Raw genomic sequence first — 19,622 nt, 5'->3', positions numbered from 1 at the left:
ATTTATAAAACTCAATCTGATTTATTGATTTCAGAATAATGTCTGAGAGCTTGTCAGAATTAGTATTCTTGATTATGGGGACGTCTGTTAAGTGTAATATTAAAATATTAAATAGAAATATACGATTATATGTAATATATGAAATATTAAATAGGGATACACGATTAAGTATAATATATGAAATATTAAATAGGGATATACGAGATTTAATAGGGGATGCAGTGGAGGATAATAGTAGTAAGACCGATGAGACGGTTTTTGGCGAGATTATCGGAATGCGCGATGAGATCGGAAAAATCCAGGAGGCAATTGCCGATTTTGAAGTTGGAAAAAAACTCAATGTGGCTATTATAGCCGGACTCTTTGGTGGAAAAACTACTCTAATTAAGGAAATTGAAAAGCTAAACTTAAGCAGAGCAACAAAAATCACTTTCTCTGAGATTGTCCGGGATGAAAAGGAAATTTCCTTACCTGGTGATACAAAAAGAGTAGTACTTCTTGATAACTGTCACTTCCTGTATGTGAGAAAACCAGGTGGTTTTGACATATTTTATGAATTTCTGGATATGATTAGCTCTCAGAACAGGATATTCATCACTACCTGGAATATTTACTCCTGGAAATACCTGAAAGAAGTTTTTGAGCTTGAGAAATACTTTCCAGTACAGATTGTAGTTCCTGCTTTCAGTAAAGAGCACCTTAAACAGCTTATATTCAATAGATATGAAGACGGAGAAATTATATTTAATAATGGTGGAGAGTCCGATGAGGAGCCTGTAGCATATATAACTGAATATCCTATTGAACTGTCAGCTATAGGTAGAAAAATTTCAATTCCGATCTTAAAGATAAATATTCATTACCTTAAAAAATACCTTCTGAATGAAAAAAAAGAAAAAGAAGAAGGAAAAGAAAAAACTGCTGAGCACAGGGTGTTTGAAAGAATTCACCTGGAATCAAAAGGTAATCCTGGCGTCGCACTAAAAATCTGGAAACTTGCACTTGACTATCCTCACATAAAGCCGGAAGATGTAGGTAATTTTTCGTACGATATAGAACTTGAACAAGAAGAGGCTTTTGTTCTAAGTCTTGTTCTCTCATACCAGGGTCTAAAAAAAAGCGATATCGTTGACATAATAGGTTCTATGTTAAAAACGGATGAAGTCCTCTTCAGGCTTCTAAACCAGGAACTAATTTTTGAAGATGAAAACAAATCTTTCAGGGTCAGGCCTGAAGCTCTGCGTAGTGTCATAGCATATTTGGAAAAGTTAAGGTTGGTATGGTAAATGGTAGATGGAAATGCCGTGAATACGGGCAGGGAGCAACTTCTGGAAACCCTGAGATCTATAGAAACTCAAACAATCATAAATATATTTCTGGCCTTCTTTGTTGCATACATACTTGGTAGAATCGTAACTGCCGTGCTATCAAAAATTTCGGAAAATATGAGCCGGAGTAGCAGGATAAAAGTAAAAATGGTTGTTCCTGCAATAAAGTTTGGAATTTATGTTATTGCCCTTTATTATTTCCTTATAGAAATATTAAATATATTCGGACCGGAGCTTTTTCTCCTGACAGGACTTATTGGTGCAGCTATTGGTTTTGGGCTAAAAGATCTTTTTGCAGATTTTGTCGGAGGAATTGTAATTACTTTTGAAAAACCTTACCAGATAGGAGACAAAGTTTCCATTGGAAACTATTATGGTGAGGTTACTGATATAGGACTAAGGGCAACAAAACTCGTTACACCTGGCGATAATACTGTTACGGCTCCAAATAGCTTAATTTTTAATGAAACCATTTCCAGTGGGAACTATGGGTCTTCGGAAATGATGGTTGTAACAGATATCTATATCGCATCAGAGTCAGATGTAAAATCTGCAATGAAGATTTTGAGAGAGACGGTTGTGACCTCGAAATATATCTATATCTCCAGAACAAGCCCTGTTATTTTGCTGCATAAGTCCCTTCCATTTTACACCAGGCTGAGGGCCAAAGCTTACGTCAACGACCTTAGAGATGAATTTGAGTTTGAATCGGATATACACACAAGAGCCTGGACCGAATTTGGAAAAAACGGTATCAGAGCTCCACAACTCCATATCCTCAATATCCCTCAAATTGGAGAAGAGCCTGAGTTAAGAACTACAAGACGAAAAAATGACAGGTCAAACGGAAGACATGGGAGTGATTCCGAATCTAATGCAAGCGTACAGGACAATTCTTGACTCCAAAGGGTGTACTAAACTATTAACTCTACATTCGAAATTAAAAATTTTCAGAAAATTATAATAATAAATTATTAAAAATTGTTAAATTTTAATGCCAAATAATCTTTAAACTGTGCATACCGATTTTTTAGTATTGTAGTAGGTTACAACATTTTTACGGTGGTTTATGGCAGTTTTAGATTTTTGAATAGATTTTTTGTAAGTTTATCAAACTGAATTTTCTTTGTTTGAATTTATTTATATATAATTAAGCACATATTATTTATAAAGAAAAACTGTCCATAAATAGTAGCTTTAAAGATATTATAGATAAAACGAGAACAGTTTATATAAACTTAAAAATGATTTAATATAAGAGCATAAGGGGGAAAATTTATGAGAGCAAATATGGCTGATATTGAACACGCACTGAAAGATATAGATTTTCCTAAAATAAGAACGAATAATTGAATATGCTCGGAAAAACAATGCTAATAACGAAATAATTGATAATTTGAAGGAAATTCAAGATAGAACATATAACAACGCTGCCGATAGTGCTCAGGAGTTTAGTGGAAAACGTCTCAAGGGTGAAGAGACAAGATAAAGGATATCCAAAACTTATATATTTAATTTCGGATTTCTTTCCGTTAAAAGCCTATTCGAGAAGTAAATATTGACAAGTAAAAGTTATGTTACCTATAGTTCTTACGTGATTGTTTTTACGTAAGACCATTGCTTTTACATAAGGTCACAATATTTTCACATAGGCTTTAAGTAATTCTTTTTCTAAAGGAAAACTGCTATTAGTAGTTTTTAGAAAATAAGGCTACTGCAGTCTTTCCAAATTGTAGAAGTGAACTATCTTTCTCTTCCTCAAAAGTTAGTGTAACTGAGTTTTGAAAGGAGGCGAAATTCTGATTAAGTTTTCAGTTGTTATCCCTCTTTATAATAAAGAGCCACATATCAAGAGAGCACTAGATTCTGTTATAAACCAAACAGTTCAGGATTTTGAGATAATTGTGGTAAATGACGGATCAACAGATAAAAGTGCAGACGTGGTAAAGAGTTTCAGTGATGCCAGAATTCGATTGATCAACCAAAAAAATGCAGGTGTTTCAGTAGCTCGTAATAGAGGTATTAATGAAGCTAAATCCGAACTTATAGCCTTTCTGGATGCGGATGACGAATGGATGCCAGATTATCTTGAGACAATTCTGAGGCTGAGAGAAAAATATCCATATGCAGGCCTGTATGCAACTTCATTGAAAACTGAGTTTATTGATAACGTATTAATGGATAAGGACAAAGAGTTAAGGAAGCTTATTCCAGACGAAGGATTAATATTAAACTTTTTTAAAGTAAACCTGAAAGATATCTCACATAAAGATATCTTTTATACATCTTCGGTAACAGTTCCTAAAAAAATATTTTTAGAAATTGGAGGCTTTCAGACCGGGTTCTGGTGGGGAGAAGATATTGATATGTGGGGTAGAATTGCCCTGAAATATCCGTTTGCATACAGTAGCCAGGTATGTGCTGTATATTATCAAAACGTTGTCAATAGTGCTGCATACAGAAGAAAGCCTGTAAAGGGACATCCTCTTTTAAATACTGGTAAAGAGGCTCTAAAGCTTGGTAATGTGTCACCTGAAATTGTAAAAGATTTTGAAGAGTATTTGAAATTCGTTGAGATGTGTACAGCAAAACATAACGTAGAAGCTGGTGACAAAAACCTAGCTTTGAATCTTCTAATCAGAAAAGACATCAAATTATCATATAAAAAACTATTAATCAGCACAATTGTCTCAACAATGATTGAAACAAACTTTCCAGCTTTTTCTCAACTTTTATTCGGAAGAACAGTATCCTTGCGGTAAATATATTTAAAATACAATCTACAAGTGAAAGTTAATTATTTAGTTCATCTATATTATTTGATACTCGAATAGCTTTTATCTAAAACGTCTTCCTGCTTTCTTTGTTGATTAAGGTAGGATAATAATATCTATAAAAACGACATTATTATCTTAAATAGCGTATAAAATCACTGCTTCTTATTCATATCGCTAAAATACTCATATTGCATAAAGTACTCATACTGCATAAAGTAATCATACTGCATGAAACACTCATATCACAAAAATATATTGTCAGGCTACTAAAAAAATGACATAAATAAATCGGAAAGGACTTAGGATATTTATATCGGGGGGTAAATATAGATGTTATACCGAAGGCTTGGCCAAACGGATAAAATGGCTTCAATACTGGGGTTTGGCACTATGCGGCTTCCTACTCTTGAGGGTGATGACTCAAAAGTAGACGACGAAAAAGCCGTACATATGATTCGTTATGCTATAGATCATGGTATCAATTATATTGATACTGCCTATCCGTATCATGGGGGTATGAGCGAACTCGTTATTGGGAAAGCACTCCGAGACGGTTACAGAGAAAAGGTGTATCTGGCAACAAAACTTCCAAGCTGGCTTATCACAAGCAGAGAGGATATGGACCGCTACTTAAATGAACAGCTCGAGAAGCTCAGGACTGATTACATAGACTTTTATCTTCTTCACGCATTAAACAGGGACTTCTGGTCTCTTGTAAAAAAACACGATGTTTTCGATTTCCTTAATTCTGCTATTAAAGATGGAAGAATAAAATATACAGGTTTCTCTTTTCACGATAACCTGAACTTGTTTAAAGAAATCGTTGACTCTTATCCATGGGATATATGCCAGATCCAGTACAATTTCATGGATGAAAATTTCCAGGCAGGAAAAGAGGGACTGATGTACGCAGCCTCAAAGAATCTTGGAGTTGTTATTATGGAGCCTTTGCGTGGGGGTTATCTTGTTTCAAGTCCTCAAGAGATCCAAAATATCTGGGATTCTGCAGAAAAGAAAAGAAGTCCTGTAGAATGGGGTTTTCAATATCTCTGGGACTACCCGGAAATAAACGTCGTTCTCAGTGGAATGTCAGATATAGAGCAGGTAAAAAATAACATAGAGTTTGCAGAAAAAGGTTTTTCCGGTTCTTTGACAGGAGAGGAGAAAAAACTGATTTCCAGAGTAAAAGAAATCTATAGATCAAAAACAAGAGTTTATTGTACTGGCTGTCACTACTGCATGCCTTGCCCATCAGGAGTAAACATTCCAGAGAGCTTTAAATACCTGAACAACGCCGAGATGTTTGGCAGGGTAGAAGAAGAAAAAGTACTATATAGCGGGCTTGAAGGTAAGGCTTCAAACTGTACGGAGTGCGGACAATGTGAAGAGAAATGCCCTCAGAAGACACCAATAAAAGAAATGTTAAAAGAAGTTGTAAAACTATTTGAAAAATAATTTTCTGACTATAGAGCCTATCCCAAAAGCTCATCTACTCTAATTATTGCTGCTACCGTTACAATTCCTAAATATGATTTGTTTTTAATTTCGTATCTTGGTAATACTTTCTTGCATGACTCTATCCAGCTAAAAACCTTTCTACTATGCTTTTACTTTTATAGTCTTCCTGATCAACCTTTATTGGTCTTTCTCTCTTCATTTTCGTCCTATTTCTTTTATTTATTGGTATATTGGACTTTATTCCTCTTTTCCTGTTATATTTTCTAATTTTAGCCGCATCATACATTGCATCAGCTGTCACTTTGGAAGGCCTTCCTACAGGTTTCTTTATGTTGAAATTTTTAAGTGTAGGTATAATAATGTAAAATGTTGAATCATTCTTATTTGAAGGAACAATAATAATAATAATAATAATAATAATAATAATAATCGAGAAAGATAAACCTTGTAGATATACTAACGCTTATTTTTATTCCCTTTGCTTTTTGTGGCTATCGTAGCCGATATTCCCCTTTTTTAGCCGGAATATCCTCTGTGGAATATCCTCTCTATGAGTAAAGCAGTGAGAAAGATCTATTTTCTAGCAGAAACTCCTATTTAAGTAGAAACTCTATGTCAAAATTGAAAAAAAATAGTAAAATCGAATTCTCATTCAATGATCAGTTGACGAGAATTCATACAATGTTTGTTCGCTATGCTATTGCATTTACACATCAGAGGCAAGCAATATATAATTAACTTAAATTAAATTTCAATCGTATAGATATAACAATTAATATTGAATATTTTAATGAGATTGATTATTTTAACCTAAGTGATAGCAGCAATAACTGCTGTGAACCATCAGCAAGAGCCAGACTGAAAATATATATGAAAGTAATTTGTAGGGAATTCATTCCTGTTTTTTATAGAGCGATAGTCGAACGGTAAATCGTCAACCCTGCAAAGATGGTGTAACCGGAAAATGAAATTAATCTGTCCAGGAAATCAGGTCTTCGTAAAAAGCACTTAAAGAGCAGGCTTGAAGTCAGGCTGTAGATAACTGCGAATGCTACTTGAGATAAAACAGGGGCAATTGCAGACAAAGCAACTTCAAGTAATCATTTTTATTTAATAAACGGTGTCTCCGTACTAATAATGAAAAAATTTATTTACACGTTTTAAAATTTTACTTGCACGTTTTAAAAATATTAGGTTTTCTCCTACAGCTATAACAATTGCATTTAAAAAACGCTGTACCACCACACTCGGGTATGTACATCTTTATTTTTCATTTCTTAGAAATCCCAGTTGGAAACTATGAGGAGTTTTTGAGGTTATTTGTTTTGGATAACTATTACAGAAACAGTATAAAACAAAGGGTATAAATTAAAAGTGATAAGTCAACTTTTAACCAAGTCAACTTACAACTTTTTTAATTATTTAACAACCACGGTCTTATGAACCCACAACTTCCACTTATAATTAGTACACTTGATAGTCAGACAGCTAATATAGCAACCCTTTTTTGAAAACTTGTGTACCGGATTTTTTAATGCCGGGGTAATTTTTGTTCCTTGTAGACAGGTTCCATCTCCAAAGTCCCATCTGATATATGTCTCTTTACCTTTTGACAGGTCTTTGAATCGTACTAGTCGCGAATCAGTACATGAAGCGGCTACTGCAGTATAATCAATGCAATTACCTCCACCGGTTAGACGTTGTGTTGCCGGAGGAGTTCCTGCACCAAGGGGAGTTTTGTATGTATAGACTGATGCAGAGGCTGCTGTAGACAATAAAGTCAACATCATTAATATAGTGAAAACAGATATTGCCATTTTCCACATAAATTTTCCATTATTTTTCATATAATTTCCTCCTATTTGTATCCATAGTTTGGTTAGTACACCCCTAACCAAAACAACAGAATAAATTTACTCAAAAATCACAGGGTAAATTAAAATATAAGTATACTTATTTTCAGAGAATTAAATAAAAATTTAGATGCGAGTTTAAAGCTTGATAAAGCTTTATTTTCCCGTATAAAACATGAAAACAGTGTAAGTTCCTTTATTAATGTCTTTAGTTGCTATAAGCAAAAAAATAAGGGTCATAAGAAGTTAATGCAACAGAAATTTTTACAAAAATTTTTTTATTTTTCTAGGAATGCCAGGAGCCAGGAGTACCCTGCCCCTTAAATCCAAACGGACGCACTCAATTTTATTTTCAGCAAGAGCCGACTAAATATCTGCAATTTACCTGAACTCTATCAATTTTAGGAATGTGGGTATGGTCATTACACAGCATCGAAGCTGAGCTTCTCAACAGACCTCCTTGCCTCTCATCAGTCCTCCGAATCTACTCTAACACACATTCATGCTCCCAACACACTTAGATGGAGAGTCCTGTTCTGAGACTAGCCTAAGAAATGTAGGAAATAAGGAAAACTCAAATATTTCCCTAAAATTAGGGATAAAGTCAAAATTACAAATGAAAAGCTGATAGACAGATGACCCTTAAATTCTGTATTTGGAGCTACAAATTAAGACTCAAAATCAGGAGTAAAAAATGAAACTTCTGTTGTCGGATGTATATACATAGGTATGCATGTTAATGGATGCGAGCTTCACATTAATAATGATGGAAGAAGTGAAGTAAGATAATAACTGAATCTATTGTCTTACTACTTTCCTAAGCTTATTCGAGATTTTTAGAGTATTTTTTAAAAGCCATTGAAGAAAACTTTGTTAGTCTTGAATCCGGGTCCGAAGAGTTACCTTTCAACTAATTCTCACTGCTATTTACTGCAAGATCAAATGCAATCTACTGTGATACCCATCGCAACAGGCAAATAGCAATTAAAATTGTCAGAAGAAGGGAACCTGATGCACCGACTTTCTTTTTTATAGCATTTGCAATTAAAGGAATAGATGTAATTCCCATCATAATTGAACACACTCCTGCAAGAGTTTCACCAATATGCAGGCATAATAAGCCTGCAAACAAAAAAAGAAGACTAGTAATATATTTGGTGACATTTATCAGTAATGTAGCTTTATCTTGCTTGGTTTCTTTGGGATAATCTTTTTTTTCCATGTTATCACAATAAAAAATTGACAAATAAATATATAAAGTTATATTGTTTTGTTAATTATATTTGTTGATTAGGCGTACTTAATAACTTTTTGGTTCAAGTTCTATATATCACAAAAAGCTACAAAAGAGGACAAGATCAAAATAAATATAAGAATTTTAAAAAATGTCTTACTGGACAATGATTTTCAACACATAAAATCGTTATTGCCAAACATCTTATTGAGCATCCTAATTAAGTTATCTGCCTCGTCAAAGGACGATTCAGTCCAGACCTTTCCGGGTTCATTGCTATAATAGTTTTTTTGTGATTTTCCCCAATGTATTATGTTAGATACAGTAGTCTAACTTGTCTTATAATATTCCGCATTGCTGCATAATATCCTAACTTGACATACAATAGTCTGTCTTGCCAGGGATATTGGGTTATATTTACTATTCTCACTATAGGAGTGAAATAAATCTATAAGTCACGAAAGCTCGAAAAATGCAGTAGTTTTAATTGTCTTTTCTGACTATTGCACTTCAGGCACTATACATTTTTCAATACTGAGAGGACTATTTCACAAATATCTCTAAAGTCCGGGTTTAACGCTTTCCCTTAATCCGGGAATTATCCTGTGAACCCGCTTTTGGTATTCACGATATTCGTCACCAAACTGTGCAACCAGTCTTGTTTCCCAGTGAAGGGACCCAAGAAACAGGTATATCGTTGTCAAAAGGTATATGATAAGCAGATTGACAGTCATAATAGGAGTTAACCATATCAATACCAGGCCTGAGAGCAGAAAGGGATCCCTTATCCATCGGTAAATGCCCCGGATATTAAGGGAGCCTGCTTCAGGAGTCTGTAGCGCGGAGAGCTGTGAACGTATTTTGAATCTGTGAGGTGCATCTCGGAAAGCTCTAGGGGCAATAAGCGCAGCAATTAACTGCCCGCCGACCATCAGCCAGCGCCAGGGAGAAGGTATTCTGTAGAGAATTCGCCCCGGATTTTTATAAAGCAGATAAATGAGCGGCAATATAGTCAGTATCGCAATAAGGCTATATGCAGGCAGATACAACCTGTCTATCCTGGAACCCAGGCCTCGCATGAGGAGGCGTTTGAAGGGCAGGCTCGCAGTCAGACTGTGAATAACTGCAAATGCTACCAGAGAAAAAACAGAAGTAATTTTGGATGAAGCCAATTCCATTAGTCCCTCTTATTTTATTTAAGTAGCTTATATTTACACACCGGTATGAAAAGTTTACTTATAGTACATGATAAATATTGGAAGTTCAAGCAATTGATGTGGACGATAACATTTGATAATTTTGGGCGATGGCATATGATAACTAGAGTTTATAAAACTCCCAGTGATAAAATTTTCAATTCAAGTCTTTCTCCCACAGCCATAGCAACTGCCTTTATGAACACAAATTGTGCCGCCGCATTCGATACATGTCCATCTTATTTTTTCATTTCTTAGAAATTCCTCTATACCGAGTTTTTTAATATTTTCAAGGTTCTCAATCACACTCATATTGTATCTGGTACGATATCTTTTATCCAAATGTCTTAGATTATTGCAAGGAAAACATTCACATTCAAAACAAAATGTTAATTTGTTTTTTGTTAAAGCTTCACATGTTTTTATTTTGCATATGACTCGAGTAACAGGTTTGTTAACATCAATTCTACAACCTGGGCATTTATTTTTCTTCCTTAAGTAAGCCATGCAAATGCAACAATTTATTCCACAGGGAGCAGTGAAAATAGTTTCATTCAATAATATCATACTCCTTACATGCTGAATATAGATCAAAATGTACGGAAAGATAAGTATAGATCAAACTGTACTGAAAGACAAGCTTCAATCATCCTTGGCAGACATAATGAAAGGGGTAAAATGGAGTTAAACTTCCAGTCGCTTTTTATATGCTATCTGAAATATTCTGATGTACCAGATATACTTCTAAAAATATCCACATTCAGAGGATACCGAAAATTCTTTAAGTTTTAAGTAATTTCTAAGTCAATTCACATTCATTCATTCATTCATTCATTCATTCATTCATTCATTCAATCTTTCCCCTTTACAAACAAATATCAAGGCTTCTCGAATCTCCTAACTCAAACACCTTCCCTCAACAATATTTATATGCGTAAAAGTTTACAGTACACCTGATTTTTCCGAATGTTTTATATTACTCATTAGATTATTTAATATATCATGACATGTAGAAACATGGCATTCATGCATTAAAAATTACAACCTGAGAACGGTTTCATAAATAAAAAAGAAGGTTCTGTTAATGAAATACTGGCAGCCGAAATACGAAACAATGAATCCCGAAGAACTGAAGAAATTACAGTTAAAACGCCTTCAACAAAGCGTAAAACTGGTCTATGACAATGTTCCTTTCTACAGGCAAAATTATAAAGCCGCCGGAGTCACTCCAGAGGACATCAAGACTCTCGAAGATGTCCGTAAATTGCCTTTTACGCGGAAAACCGATCTTCGGGACAACTATCCTTTCGGGCTTTTCGCTGCCAAAAAAGAAGAGATAGTACGTATCCACGCCTCGTCCGGAACCAGCGGAAAGCCCACAGTCGTCGGGTACACGGCAAAGGATATTGAGACCTGGTCTGACCTGATTGCTCGGGACCTTACAATGATTGGACTTTCAAAAGGCGACACCATTCAGAACTCAATGAATTACGGGCTCTTTACCGGAGGAATAGGTTTCCATTACGGTGTCGAAAGAATGGGTGCAATGGTCGTGCCGGCTGCAACCGGAAATACCGCCCGGCAGCTCGAGATGATGATCGACTTCGGCGTAACTGCAATCCACTGTACACCTTCTTATGCATTTTACCTGGCCGAAACGGCCGAAGAACTTGACCTTATAGACAAGCTCTCCTTAAAAGCCGCCGTCTTTGGCGGTGAGCCCTGGTCGGAAAACACTCGGAAGCAGCTTGAAAAGCGTCTCAACCTCAAAGCCTATGACTGTTATGGCCTGTCTGAGATGTTCGGACCAGGAATCGGTTTCGAATGTCAGGAACAGGACGGCCTGCATATCTGGAACGACAACTTCCTTGTCGAAGTCCTTGATGAAAACGGAGAACAGGTTTCAGAAGGTGAAAAAGGCGAACTTGTTCTCACTTCCATCAACAAAGAAGGCTTCTGCAATGTTCGATACCGCACAGGCGACATGACAAGGCTTCTTGAATCCGAATGCGAATGCGGCCGGACAACCACAAGAATTTCCCGCCTCATGGGCAGGGCTGATGACATGATGATCGTAAGAGGCATCAACGTTTTCCCCTCGCAGATCCAGGACGTCATTTCCCGCATCCCACAGGTTGGCGAACACTTCCAGCTCATCCTTGACCGGAACAACCACATGCTCGATGAACTCACAATTGAGGTCGAACTTGAAGATAATGCCTTTACAGGCGACCTTAAAGACCTTAAAGCCGTCCAGAACTACGTCCAGCACGAACTTAAAGCCGTCCTGAATATCCGCACAAATGTCGAACTCCTTGAGAAAGGCAGCATCGAAAGAACCGCAGGAAAGGCAAAGAGAATTATCGACAGGCGGCCGCAGCTCTAAAGTTTGGCAGCACTATATCAGTAATTAATCAGGGAAACTTAATTCCCTGACCTTTTTTAACTTTTTAATACCTCTCTTATTCAGCAGTCCTTTCTAGCTAGTCTTTTCTAGCTTAATATAGCTTTTATTTTCTTTCCGCAAACAGGTCGATTTACTTTTTAGACTGTAAACGTATCTACGCTCAACGCAGGAGAGCAGCCTTTTCATAATATGCGAAAAAACTGGGATTCCTAATTTTATAGACAGAATTTTAAAACAGCCAAACTCTGAAAATTTCCGTTTTAACATATCTAAATAATAAAATTATTATAAAAAATATTCTGGCTTTTCAAAAAAATAAAGATATGTGTTTGCAGGCAACACATATCAGCTAGAACTTGAATTGTCCTTAATATCAAGTTTTTACCTTAACTCTTTGGGTCGAACTTCATAGCCCGGTCGTATACGATCTCTGAGTAGGCTGGCCCGGTTTTTGTAGTGTTCTCCAGGTAGGCCCTCCAGCCAATGAAAAGCGGCTGATCCGATTCTATTCCATAAGTTCCTACACTATAGGGAACCTCATAGCAGTATTGATCACTTTCACTGCAGTTCCTGGCTAGCTTGTAGACATAAAGGTATTTCGCGTTGGGATTGTTGGGGAGATATTCCTCAGCAGATCCATTGAAATCTGCATCTGTAATTGCTCTAACACCGTTCCACACATCTGCTCCGTATATTGCGAAGTTCGAGTACGATGCCTTTCCTGTAGCTACATGGTTAACTCCATAGACAATTATGAATTCATTGGAACTTTTGCCAAGAGTAATTGCCGGATCTCGCAGGAAAGGATAGTACAGCGAAGTGTTAAAGAAGGGAGGTGTAGGCGAAGAAGCAGTTTGGTTTGCTGTCCATAGATAGACTGCATCGTTGTTGGGCCCTACACCATTAATTCCTCTCTGAATAGCATCACTCCCTAACGGAACTGCCTGACTGGTCGGAAGCTCTGTAGCATTTAACCCATTATATTTGTTGAGAATTGCAGTCCTTAGCTCTTTGAGATCATCCGTAAGCTCGAACTCTGTTTTTCCAGTTCCGCGAACTCTTAGCTCCGGATAAGCATAAGGATCCAGCTCCGTAGTGTTGTTGGGAGTAATTCGGAAAACAGTTGCAGGTGTATTGTTGATGTAATCGTCGCCAGCCTGCGTGTCATTGAATAAGGCTGGGCGGACAAACGCAGCAAACGTATCGGAGTTATTCTCCAGGCCCATGTTTAATATGGTTGAGGGAAGTACCTGAGTGTTAATTATACTATTTGAATACCCTGCTGATTCGGCAGCAGCCCGGATGCGTTGATCAATGCCTTTGTCAGCCGTAATAATTATTACCGTGGTTTGATTGAAAGGGTTTCCAGACTGTCCATCTGGCGTCCCTTCGGTTTTGATAACCAGGTTGTTCACCGTATCTGCTATGTTGGAAAAGAGCCATCTCCTCTCATTCCCAATTGTCCTGTGCATTATGTAGTGATCGTAGCTAAAGTATCTGCATTCCGGCGGTGTTCTTCCTACAAAAACAACAGCTTCATCAGGACGAAGGTTCCAGATTGGAGTTGTATTCCCGCTCATCCCGAGCGCACTTGTTAATCTGGAAACACGTTCATCTACTTCAGAGCCAGTTGCCGCTGGAACAAAATATGCTACATATTTTGTGGTGGGATTGTTTCCGTATGCAGAAGGTATTATTCCTTTCTCTAATAACCCGATTAAATCAAAGTAACCCAATTCACCTTCCTTTACGGTGAAACCGTCCTGCTCCAAAGCCTGTCGAAAAGCCTCCGCATCGTATGTTTTCGCATCCTCTGCGAGTGCAATTTCTGTTAACGACATGAATAAAACGCCAAGTATTATGACTAATATATAATTTTTCATATATAACCCCCAAGTTAATTTATTATTTGATATATTAGAGACTTTTTCAGGACATTGACTATATTTGGATAGTCAATCAGTTAGCAGTCCGTATCAGTTCAGCAGTCCGTATCATTCCTTACTCCCACTCTGTTTTGACTCATCTGAAATTTGTAAAAATAATATCACAGAAATACCCAAAAAAACCTAACAAAACTTTAAAGCGCATTTTTCATTTTAGATTCAAACAGCCGGTTGTAAATACTGCTTTCTAATATCCAGGGTACTCAACGCTCGACGAAGGAGAGCGGCCTTTCTCGCGAAGTCTGCAAAAAAGCTGAAATTTTCGAATATTATCAAACGGAACCCTAATAAAGTCAAAACCTGTGGAATTTTCATTCCAGTCGTTCTAAATAACAAAATTTATTTTATTTGCCTCCAATACCAAAAAGAATTGGAGGAGTTTATGGATCCAGCCGCTCTCGCCCAGCTCGCCCAGCAAGCAACAAATATTCTCATTCCTGCCTTGTCTGCCCTGTCCATTGCAGGAAAACCCGCGGTTGAAAACCAAAAGCTATTATATGGATAGTCACAAACCTTAACTGTTATTTTTACCTAATTTTAGTTTCTTAACAATCATATTTTTGCTCAGCTTTAAAGGTGGAACTATGCCTCATATAATGGAATTGCTTGGAAAAACGAGAGTCGTCGTAAAAGACGGAAAGGTTATCGAAGTCGGAGAGCCTGAAATCGAATGGTGCCCTCTCTTTGCCAAAATCCGTGGGATCAAGAAAATCACCCCTGAAGAAGTCAAGAAGAATATGGAATTCAGGATCAGCGACTTCGGAATGTTTACTGACAAACGCAGGTTGGAACTCGAGGACTTTGTGGGTTTCGGAGCATCGGAAGTCATGATGACAGGCCTGAGCAGGGGTTTGCTTGACACAACCGTTACTGCCTGTGAAGGTGCAGGCACTGTAATTTCCAATAACCCTACTCTCGTCCAGGGCATGGGCGGCAGGATGTCAGGCCTTGTTGAAACCGAACCAATCAATGCTATCATAAACGGTATCCAGGAACGCGGCGGAATTGTGCTTGACCCTTCAACTGCAAAAATGGACCCTGTTGCAGGCGTTAAAAAGGCAGCAGAACTCGGGTACAAAAAGATTGCAGTAACAGCAGCTTTCGCTGAAACCGCAAAAGAGTTAAGAAAACTTGAAGCCGAGCTTGGACTTGATTTGATAGTAATTGGTGTACATGTAACAGGTTTAAACAGGGAAGAAGCAGAGAGCCTTGTTGAAAATTCAGATATTGTGACCAGCTGTGCTTCAAAGCCTATCAGAGACATTGTAAAGCCTCTTGCCCAGGTAGGAACTGCAGTTCCGCTTTTTGCCCTTACTCAGAAAGGAAAGGAACTTGTGATCGAGAGGGCAAAGGATATTCAGAGCCCAATTCTGATCAATACCATGGCTCTGCCTGTGCTGCCTGATCACAAACAGCCAAAAGAACTGAAGTAAAACTGGAATTTATGTAAAACGAATGAAGACAGCATCGAAGACGTTATTGCTTTTCATATCATTTTTTAAAATTTTTTCTTTGGCTTTTTATTTTCGTTTTTTGCTTTTTCTTAAAAATGAAACTCAGGTCACCAAAAAGTCCAGGTTATCAGGCATCTGCTATCTGTGGTAACTCATCAAACATCTGCTATCTGTGGTTACTCATCAGACATCTGCTATCTACGGTAACAGGATAGTAGAGGATGAGGGTATGGTTGAACAAATTCATGTATCTACAAGTACGATATTCTTATCAGGAGCTGTTTGAGAGAAGCTTTTCATTAGGAAACCAGAAGTTCCAGACAATGTGGGGTCCTAAAACGATATTATAGAGCTTATCCCAAAACTCAAAACTACTTCTCTGAATTCGGGATTCCAAATAATCAATTGATTATTTCTTTAAATTAAGTACTCTAAATAATCAATCGATTTCCGGATTACGAAAATAATTTTGAGACCTTACTAATTTGAAGATAAAATTGGTTTTGGGATAAGCTCATAAATAAAAAATAATAAATTTGGACCTGAGTTGGTATGAGATGAATATAATATTAGGAGCAACAGGCCAGATAGGTTCGATGCTTGCAGAGAATCTTTTAAAGAAAGGTCAACCGGTAAGAGCCGTTATTCGGGATAGTTCTAAAGTACAGGAGTTAAAAAATAAAGGTGCTGAAGTTGTTATTGCAGACTATTTTGATGCAGAAACCTTAAAAAGAGCCTTTCAGGGAGGAAGTTCAGTTTTCCTGCTAACTCCTGAAAATCCGGAATGTAAAAATTGCTTAAAAGAAATCCAGATGATTATAAACAATTATAGAGAGGCTGTTTTTTCATCCGGAATCACTAAAATTGTTGGTTTATCTTCCATGGGGGCACAGCACGAAGCAGGAACTGGGAATCTGATGGCGTCTTACATGCTGGAACACGCCTTTTCCGATCTTGAAATTGAACAGATTTTTGTTCGGCCTGCTTACTATTTCAGTAACTGGCTTGGATATTTAGAATTAGTTCAGGAGAACGGCATACTGCCAACTTTTTTTCCACCTGAAATGGAGTTGCCAATGATAGCTCCACCTGATGTTGCAAAATTCTTAGCTGAGGTAATGACCTGTAAAAATCCACAGGAAAGAATATACGAAATAATGGGCCCCCGTGATTACAATTCTCTAGATATAGCAAAAATATTTAGAGAAATATTAAACAGAAACGTAACTTTGCAGCAAATATTACCTGAAGAATGGGAGAGTACGTTAACACAGGCCGGGTTTTCAAAAGACGCAGCAGATAATCTTATTCTTATGACAAAAACAGTTATTGAAGGAAAAATTAAAAATGATGCATTTAATCCCATTCGTTTTTCTACGGGTTTCAAAACTTATTTGAAAAATATTGTATAACCTTTTTCATTGAAGGTTATTATTTTTTATTTTCTGCCGGACAAAGCGTACTATCAGTAAACCAGAAACACCTCTCACATCCCAAGCACGTATTTACAGGTGCTCCATTTATCACATGATTGGCAAAATCAGGGTCAACTAACATACCCCTGCCAACAGCAGCAAAATCCACATAATCATTTTCAATTAAGAACCGCACCTGTTCTTCAGTGCGGATTTCATTGACTGCAATAACCGGAATTTTTACTTCTTTTTTGATCTTACAGCCGCTATAGGTTATAGGACTGCATATGAAACCATCGGGAACCGGGTTTGTTGGAGGCTGCATGCCAAATGAAATATGCAATAAATCAATACCCGCTTTCTCAAAGGTTTTGGCTGCTTCAATGCCGTCCTTACTTTCAGGCAGATACTCGCCCATGCGTATGCTGACAATAAAATTTTTATGAGTATTGTTTCGAATCTCCGGTAGAACTTGTGTTAAAACCCTTGCCCTGTTTAGGGCGTCACCTCCGTACTGGTCTGTTCGGTGGTTGTAAGAAGCATCAAGAAATTTGCATAAGGTATATCCGTGGGCAAAATGATACTCAACGCCGTCAAAATCCATCTCACAGGCGCGAATGGCTGCCTGCTTCATATTTCTCTGCATTGAGTGAACGTCTTCGGCTGACAACTCGTTAATATCAAAATTACCACAATGAAGCTGCATCATTACTATTACACTATACTCATGGCAATTGCTTGCAATTTGCTTTAAAGCTGAGATATCACCTGCTGACCACATACCTGTTGAATCTACAGCCCCAAAAACACTGGTCGCTTGCACGATAATAAGGCCGGCACCACCTTTTGCACGCTTTGTATAGTGCTCAATGTGCTGCTTGCCATAGTAAGATCCATTGTCTCCGTGGAAAGAAAAAGTAACCATAGGAGGCATCACAATTCGATTTTTAATGTGATTTCCACGAATTACTAGTTCGTCTGTTATCTCAGTCATTTATTTTCCTGCTAATTTCTTTCTTCTAGGGTTAGTGAACTTTAATGAATCTCCTTGATTTCTTCCTATATGGTTCTTACCGCAAAAATTCGGAGAATAAGAACCAAGATGACATTTTTGCAGATTTCCCAATTTATATATCTAACAAAACATCTAACAAAACATCTAATAAATATCTAATAAAATATCTGACAAAAGGTGCTTAAAAAATTTAAGCACTTAATAATTTAAAGATTTAAGAACTCAAAAATTTAAGGATCCATAGTAAAGAATTGAGAAACCTTATTAACACTGTTTGGGTATCTACTGTAACTTGTTTGAACTAAAAACATGTAATGAGCGAATAACTTGCAAAAGTTTGGAATCAATTTATACTTTCATTCATACTTTCACTCTCAAGTTAGTTTGGCTCGGCAATTATTCTAATTATTTTCAGCATCCCGGGTTCAAAAGGGTTTACCATAAAGCCCATAGCGCCTATCTTTAGAGATTCCGTTATCAGGATCTGCTGGCCAAGAGATGAAAACATTGCCATTTTTGCTTTTTGGTCTATAATAAGAAACTTGTTCAGCAATTTTTTCCAATTCATGTTGTCTGGCACGTTATCCGGCAGCATTATGTCCATTAACACGAGATCCGGTTTTATCTCCAGATATTTTTCAATGACTTCCTCGTCATCAGTTACTTCAGCAACCACTTCATGCCCGTGCTTAAAAAGCGTATCCCGGATTGCTATTCTCATAAATTCGGCGTTTTCTACAATCATAACCCGTGCCATTTGTTTGTCCTTCTATTTATTTTTAGTAAGATACTTATACTATTCCATAGTTTTCACATGTGCTTTTTTCAGTCGAGTACTTCTCAGCTTGCCTGTAGATGAGAACTTACTCTTAAATTTAAGGAACTAAACGACGTTAAACTTTATTAATTTTTTCATTTGAAGTCCGTGAAGAGTATGTTCGGTCTTCCTGCAACCCTACCATTATTTCGAACTACAAGTTTCAGGAAAAAGTATTTTTACCAATACAATCCTATTCAGAACAGTCACAATTGTGAATTTATCTTAAAAATTTATCTTAAAAATTTAATACTAACGGCACTGGCAAATGAAAACAACCAGAAAAAGTAATCGGCTCAGAACCAGGAGTGGTATAAATTTATAGAAAGCGAACGTTGTCCAGTGAAGAATGACTGCTTATGCAGGCGAAGGACAAATGTAAACTCGGTATATCGCTTCATCAACAGCCGCCATGCTCTAACTGCTATGATAATTCCGACGCTACCTGAGGAGTTTGTAATAGAATTTTTATATATGGAGAGGATTATCCGCAATTTATAACGGAGGATATCGAATCACTGCACATAGAAAAAAGCAGGCCTTACTAGTATTGGCTTTATCCGGAGCCGGAATGAATATTTACACAGGCGTGGAAAAAGTAAGAAAAAAGTAACATAATCTTTCCTTCGGAAATTTCGACCACAACCTTTCCAAAGAAAAGATTGAAAGGGTAAGGAATGAGTAATTTACTGCAGATGACGAATGAGTAATTTATTGTAGAT

At 37.0% G+C, this 19,622-nt stretch carries 17 protein-coding genes; 9 read left to right on the top strand and 8 right to left on the bottom strand.

Annotation, left to right across the window (positions count from 1 at the left end):
• Nucleotides 1-50: 50 nt before the first annotated feature.
• The 5 genes from MSBR3_RS03080 to MSBR3_RS03065 all read left to right on the top strand — a co-directional run bounded on the left by MSBR3_RS03080 (nucleotide 51) and on the right by MSBR3_RS03065 (nucleotide 5,560).
• A complete protein-coding gene (locus MSBR3_RS03080; RefSeq protein WP_230627729.1) occupies nucleotides 51-1,286 on the top strand; it encodes a hypothetical protein in 1,236 nt (411 codons plus the stop codon).
• Complete coding sequence (locus MSBR3_RS03075; RefSeq protein WP_048106360.1) at nucleotides 1,287-2,228, top strand: mechanosensitive ion channel family protein; 942 nt, start codon at nucleotides 1,287-1,289, stop codon at nucleotides 2,226-2,228.
• Nucleotides 2,229-2,673: 445 nt separating this feature from the next.
• Nucleotides 2,674-2,817 (top strand): DUF2795 domain-containing protein, encoded by a 144-nt coding sequence (locus tag MSBR3_RS21695; RefSeq protein WP_080942182.1) that lies wholly within the window; start codon nucleotides 2,674-2,676, stop codon nucleotides 2,815-2,817.
• 292 nt (nucleotides 2,818-3,109) lie between these two features.
• Nucleotides 3,110-4,090, top strand: a complete 981-nt coding sequence (locus MSBR3_RS03070) for a glycosyltransferase family 2 protein (RefSeq protein ID WP_052723252.1) — start codon at nucleotides 3,110-3,112, stop codon at nucleotides 4,088-4,090.
• 345 nt (nucleotides 4,091-4,435) lie between these two features.
• The gene (locus MSBR3_RS03065; protein ID WP_048106359.1) at nucleotides 4,436-5,560 is read left to right on the top strand and encodes an aldo/keto reductase; all 1,125 of its coding nucleotides are present in this window, start codon (nucleotides 4,436-4,438) and stop codon (nucleotides 5,558-5,560) included.
• A 121-nt stretch (nucleotides 5,561-5,681) separates the two neighbouring features.
• Here the strand turns inward: MSBR3_RS03065 and MSBR3_RS18750 are convergent, their stop codons facing one another.
• The 5 genes from MSBR3_RS18750 to MSBR3_RS19250 all read right to left on the bottom strand — a co-directional run bounded on the left by MSBR3_RS18750 (nucleotide 5,682) and on the right by MSBR3_RS19250 (nucleotide 10,413).
• Nucleotides 5,682-5,864, bottom strand: a complete 183-nt coding sequence (locus MSBR3_RS18750; protein ID WP_052723251.1) for a transposase — start codon at nucleotides 5,862-5,864, stop codon at nucleotides 5,682-5,684.
• A gap of 1,117 nt (nucleotides 5,865-6,981) precedes the next feature.
• Complete coding sequence (locus tag MSBR3_RS03055) at nucleotides 6,982-7,380, bottom strand: PKD domain-containing protein (protein ID WP_230627727.1); 399 nt, start codon at nucleotides 7,378-7,380, stop codon at nucleotides 6,982-6,984.
• Between the two features lie 985 nt (nucleotides 7,381-8,365).
• The gene (locus MSBR3_RS03050) at nucleotides 8,366-8,638 is read right to left on the bottom strand and encodes a hypothetical protein (protein WP_048106356.1); all 273 of its coding nucleotides are present in this window, start codon (nucleotides 8,636-8,638) and stop codon (nucleotides 8,366-8,368) included.
• Between the two features lie 572 nt (nucleotides 8,639-9,210).
• A complete protein-coding gene (locus MSBR3_RS03045) occupies nucleotides 9,211-9,828 on the bottom strand; it encodes a methyltransferase family protein (RefSeq protein WP_048106355.1) in 618 nt (205 codons plus the stop codon).
• Between the two features lie 180 nt (nucleotides 9,829-10,008).
• A complete protein-coding gene (locus tag MSBR3_RS19250; RefSeq protein ID WP_080942181.1) occupies nucleotides 10,009-10,413 on the bottom strand; it encodes a DUF3795 domain-containing protein in 405 nt (134 codons plus the stop codon).
• 517 nt (nucleotides 10,414-10,930) lie between these two features.
• Here MSBR3_RS19250 and MSBR3_RS03040 point away from each other — a divergent pair.
• Entirely contained in the window at nucleotides 10,931-12,232 is a 1,302-nt protein-coding gene (locus MSBR3_RS03040; RefSeq protein WP_048106353.1) for a phenylacetate--CoA ligase family protein, read from the top strand.
• A 407-nt stretch (nucleotides 12,233-12,639) separates the two neighbouring features.
• On the opposite strand, the gene MSBR3_RS03035 is transcribed toward MSBR3_RS03040, so the two are convergent.
• Nucleotides 12,640-14,136 (bottom strand): hypothetical protein, encoded by a 1,497-nt coding sequence (locus tag MSBR3_RS03035; RefSeq protein WP_048106352.1) that lies wholly within the window; start codon nucleotides 14,134-14,136, stop codon nucleotides 12,640-12,642.
• A 445-nt stretch (nucleotides 14,137-14,581) separates the two neighbouring features.
• On the opposite strand from MSBR3_RS03035, the gene MSBR3_RS21320 reads away from it, so the two are divergent.
• From MSBR3_RS21320 to MSBR3_RS03025, 3 genes are all read left to right on the top strand, one after another.
• Entirely contained in the window at nucleotides 14,582-14,704 is a 123-nt protein-coding gene (locus MSBR3_RS21320; RefSeq protein ID WP_268989110.1) for a hypothetical protein, read from the top strand.
• Between the two features lie 79 nt (nucleotides 14,705-14,783).
• A complete protein-coding gene (locus tag MSBR3_RS03030; RefSeq protein WP_048106351.1) occupies nucleotides 14,784-15,632 on the top strand; it encodes a methanogenesis marker 8 protein in 849 nt (282 codons plus the stop codon).
• Between the two features lie 578 nt (nucleotides 15,633-16,210).
• Nucleotides 16,211-17,065, top strand: coding sequence for an NmrA family NAD(P)-binding protein (locus tag MSBR3_RS03025; RefSeq protein ID WP_048106350.1), 855 nt, complete (start codon nucleotides 16,211-16,213; stop codon nucleotides 17,063-17,065).
• 19 nt (nucleotides 17,066-17,084) lie between these two features.
• On the opposite strand, the gene MSBR3_RS03020 is transcribed toward MSBR3_RS03025, so the two are convergent.
• Complete coding sequence (locus tag MSBR3_RS03020) at nucleotides 17,085-18,062, bottom strand: NADH:flavin oxidoreductase (RefSeq protein WP_048106349.1); 978 nt, start codon at nucleotides 18,060-18,062, stop codon at nucleotides 17,085-17,087.
• 400 nt (nucleotides 18,063-18,462) lie between these two features.
• On the bottom strand, nucleotides 18,463-18,840 hold the full coding sequence (locus MSBR3_RS03015) for a response regulator (RefSeq protein WP_048106348.1): 378 nt from the start codon (nucleotides 18,838-18,840) through the stop codon (nucleotides 18,463-18,465).
• Nucleotides 18,841-19,622 lie beyond the last annotated feature (782 nt).

The sequence above is a fragment of the Methanosarcina barkeri 3 genome, assembly GCF_000970305.1.
GTDB lineage: Archaea > Halobacteriota > Methanosarcinia > Methanosarcinales > Methanosarcinaceae > Methanosarcina > Methanosarcina barkeri_A.
This window is presented reverse-complemented; position numbering and strand designations above follow the sequence as displayed.

Coding starts and splice junctions, on each gene's coding strand:
- MSBR3_RS03065 (WP_048106359.1), top strand. CDS start 4,436: ATGTTATACCGAAGGCTTGGCCAAACGGATAAAATGGCTTCAATACTG.
- MSBR3_RS21320 (WP_268989110.1), top strand. CDS start 14,582: ATGGATCCAGCCGCTCTCGCCCAGCTCGCCCAGCAAGCAACAAATATT.
- MSBR3_RS03075 (WP_048106360.1), top strand. CDS start 1,287: ATGGTAGATGGAAATGCCGTGAATACGGGCAGGGAGCAACTTCTGGAA.
- MSBR3_RS03025 (WP_048106350.1), top strand. CDS start 16,211: ATGAATATAATATTAGGAGCAACAGGCCAGATAGGTTCGATGCTTGCA.
- MSBR3_RS19250 (WP_080942181.1), bottom strand. CDS start 10,413: ATGATATTATTGAATGAAACTATTTTCACTGCTCCCTGTGGAATAAAT.
- MSBR3_RS03035 (WP_048106352.1), bottom strand. CDS start 14,136: ATGAAAAATTATATATTAGTCATAATACTTGGCGTTTTATTCATGTCG.
- MSBR3_RS03020 (WP_048106349.1), bottom strand. CDS start 18,062: ATGACTGAGATAACAGACGAACTAGTAATTCGTGGAAATCACATTAAA.
- MSBR3_RS03015 (WP_048106348.1), bottom strand. CDS start 18,840: ATGGCACGGGTTATGATTGTAGAAAACGCCGAATTTATGAGAATAGCA.
- MSBR3_RS03030 (WP_048106351.1), top strand. CDS start 14,784: ATGCCTCATATAATGGAATTGCTTGGAAAAACGAGAGTCGTCGTAAAA.
- MSBR3_RS03055 (WP_230627727.1), bottom strand. CDS start 7,380: ATGGCAATATCTGTTTTCACTATATTAATGATGTTGACTTTATTGTCT.
- MSBR3_RS03045 (WP_048106355.1), bottom strand. CDS start 9,828: ATGGAATTGGCTTCATCCAAAATTACTTCTGTTTTTTCTCTGGTAGCA.
- MSBR3_RS03040 (WP_048106353.1), top strand. CDS start 10,931: ATGAAATACTGGCAGCCGAAATACGAAACAATGAATCCCGAAGAACTG.
- MSBR3_RS03050 (WP_048106356.1), bottom strand. CDS start 8,638: ATGGAAAAAAAAGATTATCCCAAAGAAACCAAGCAAGATAAAGCTACA.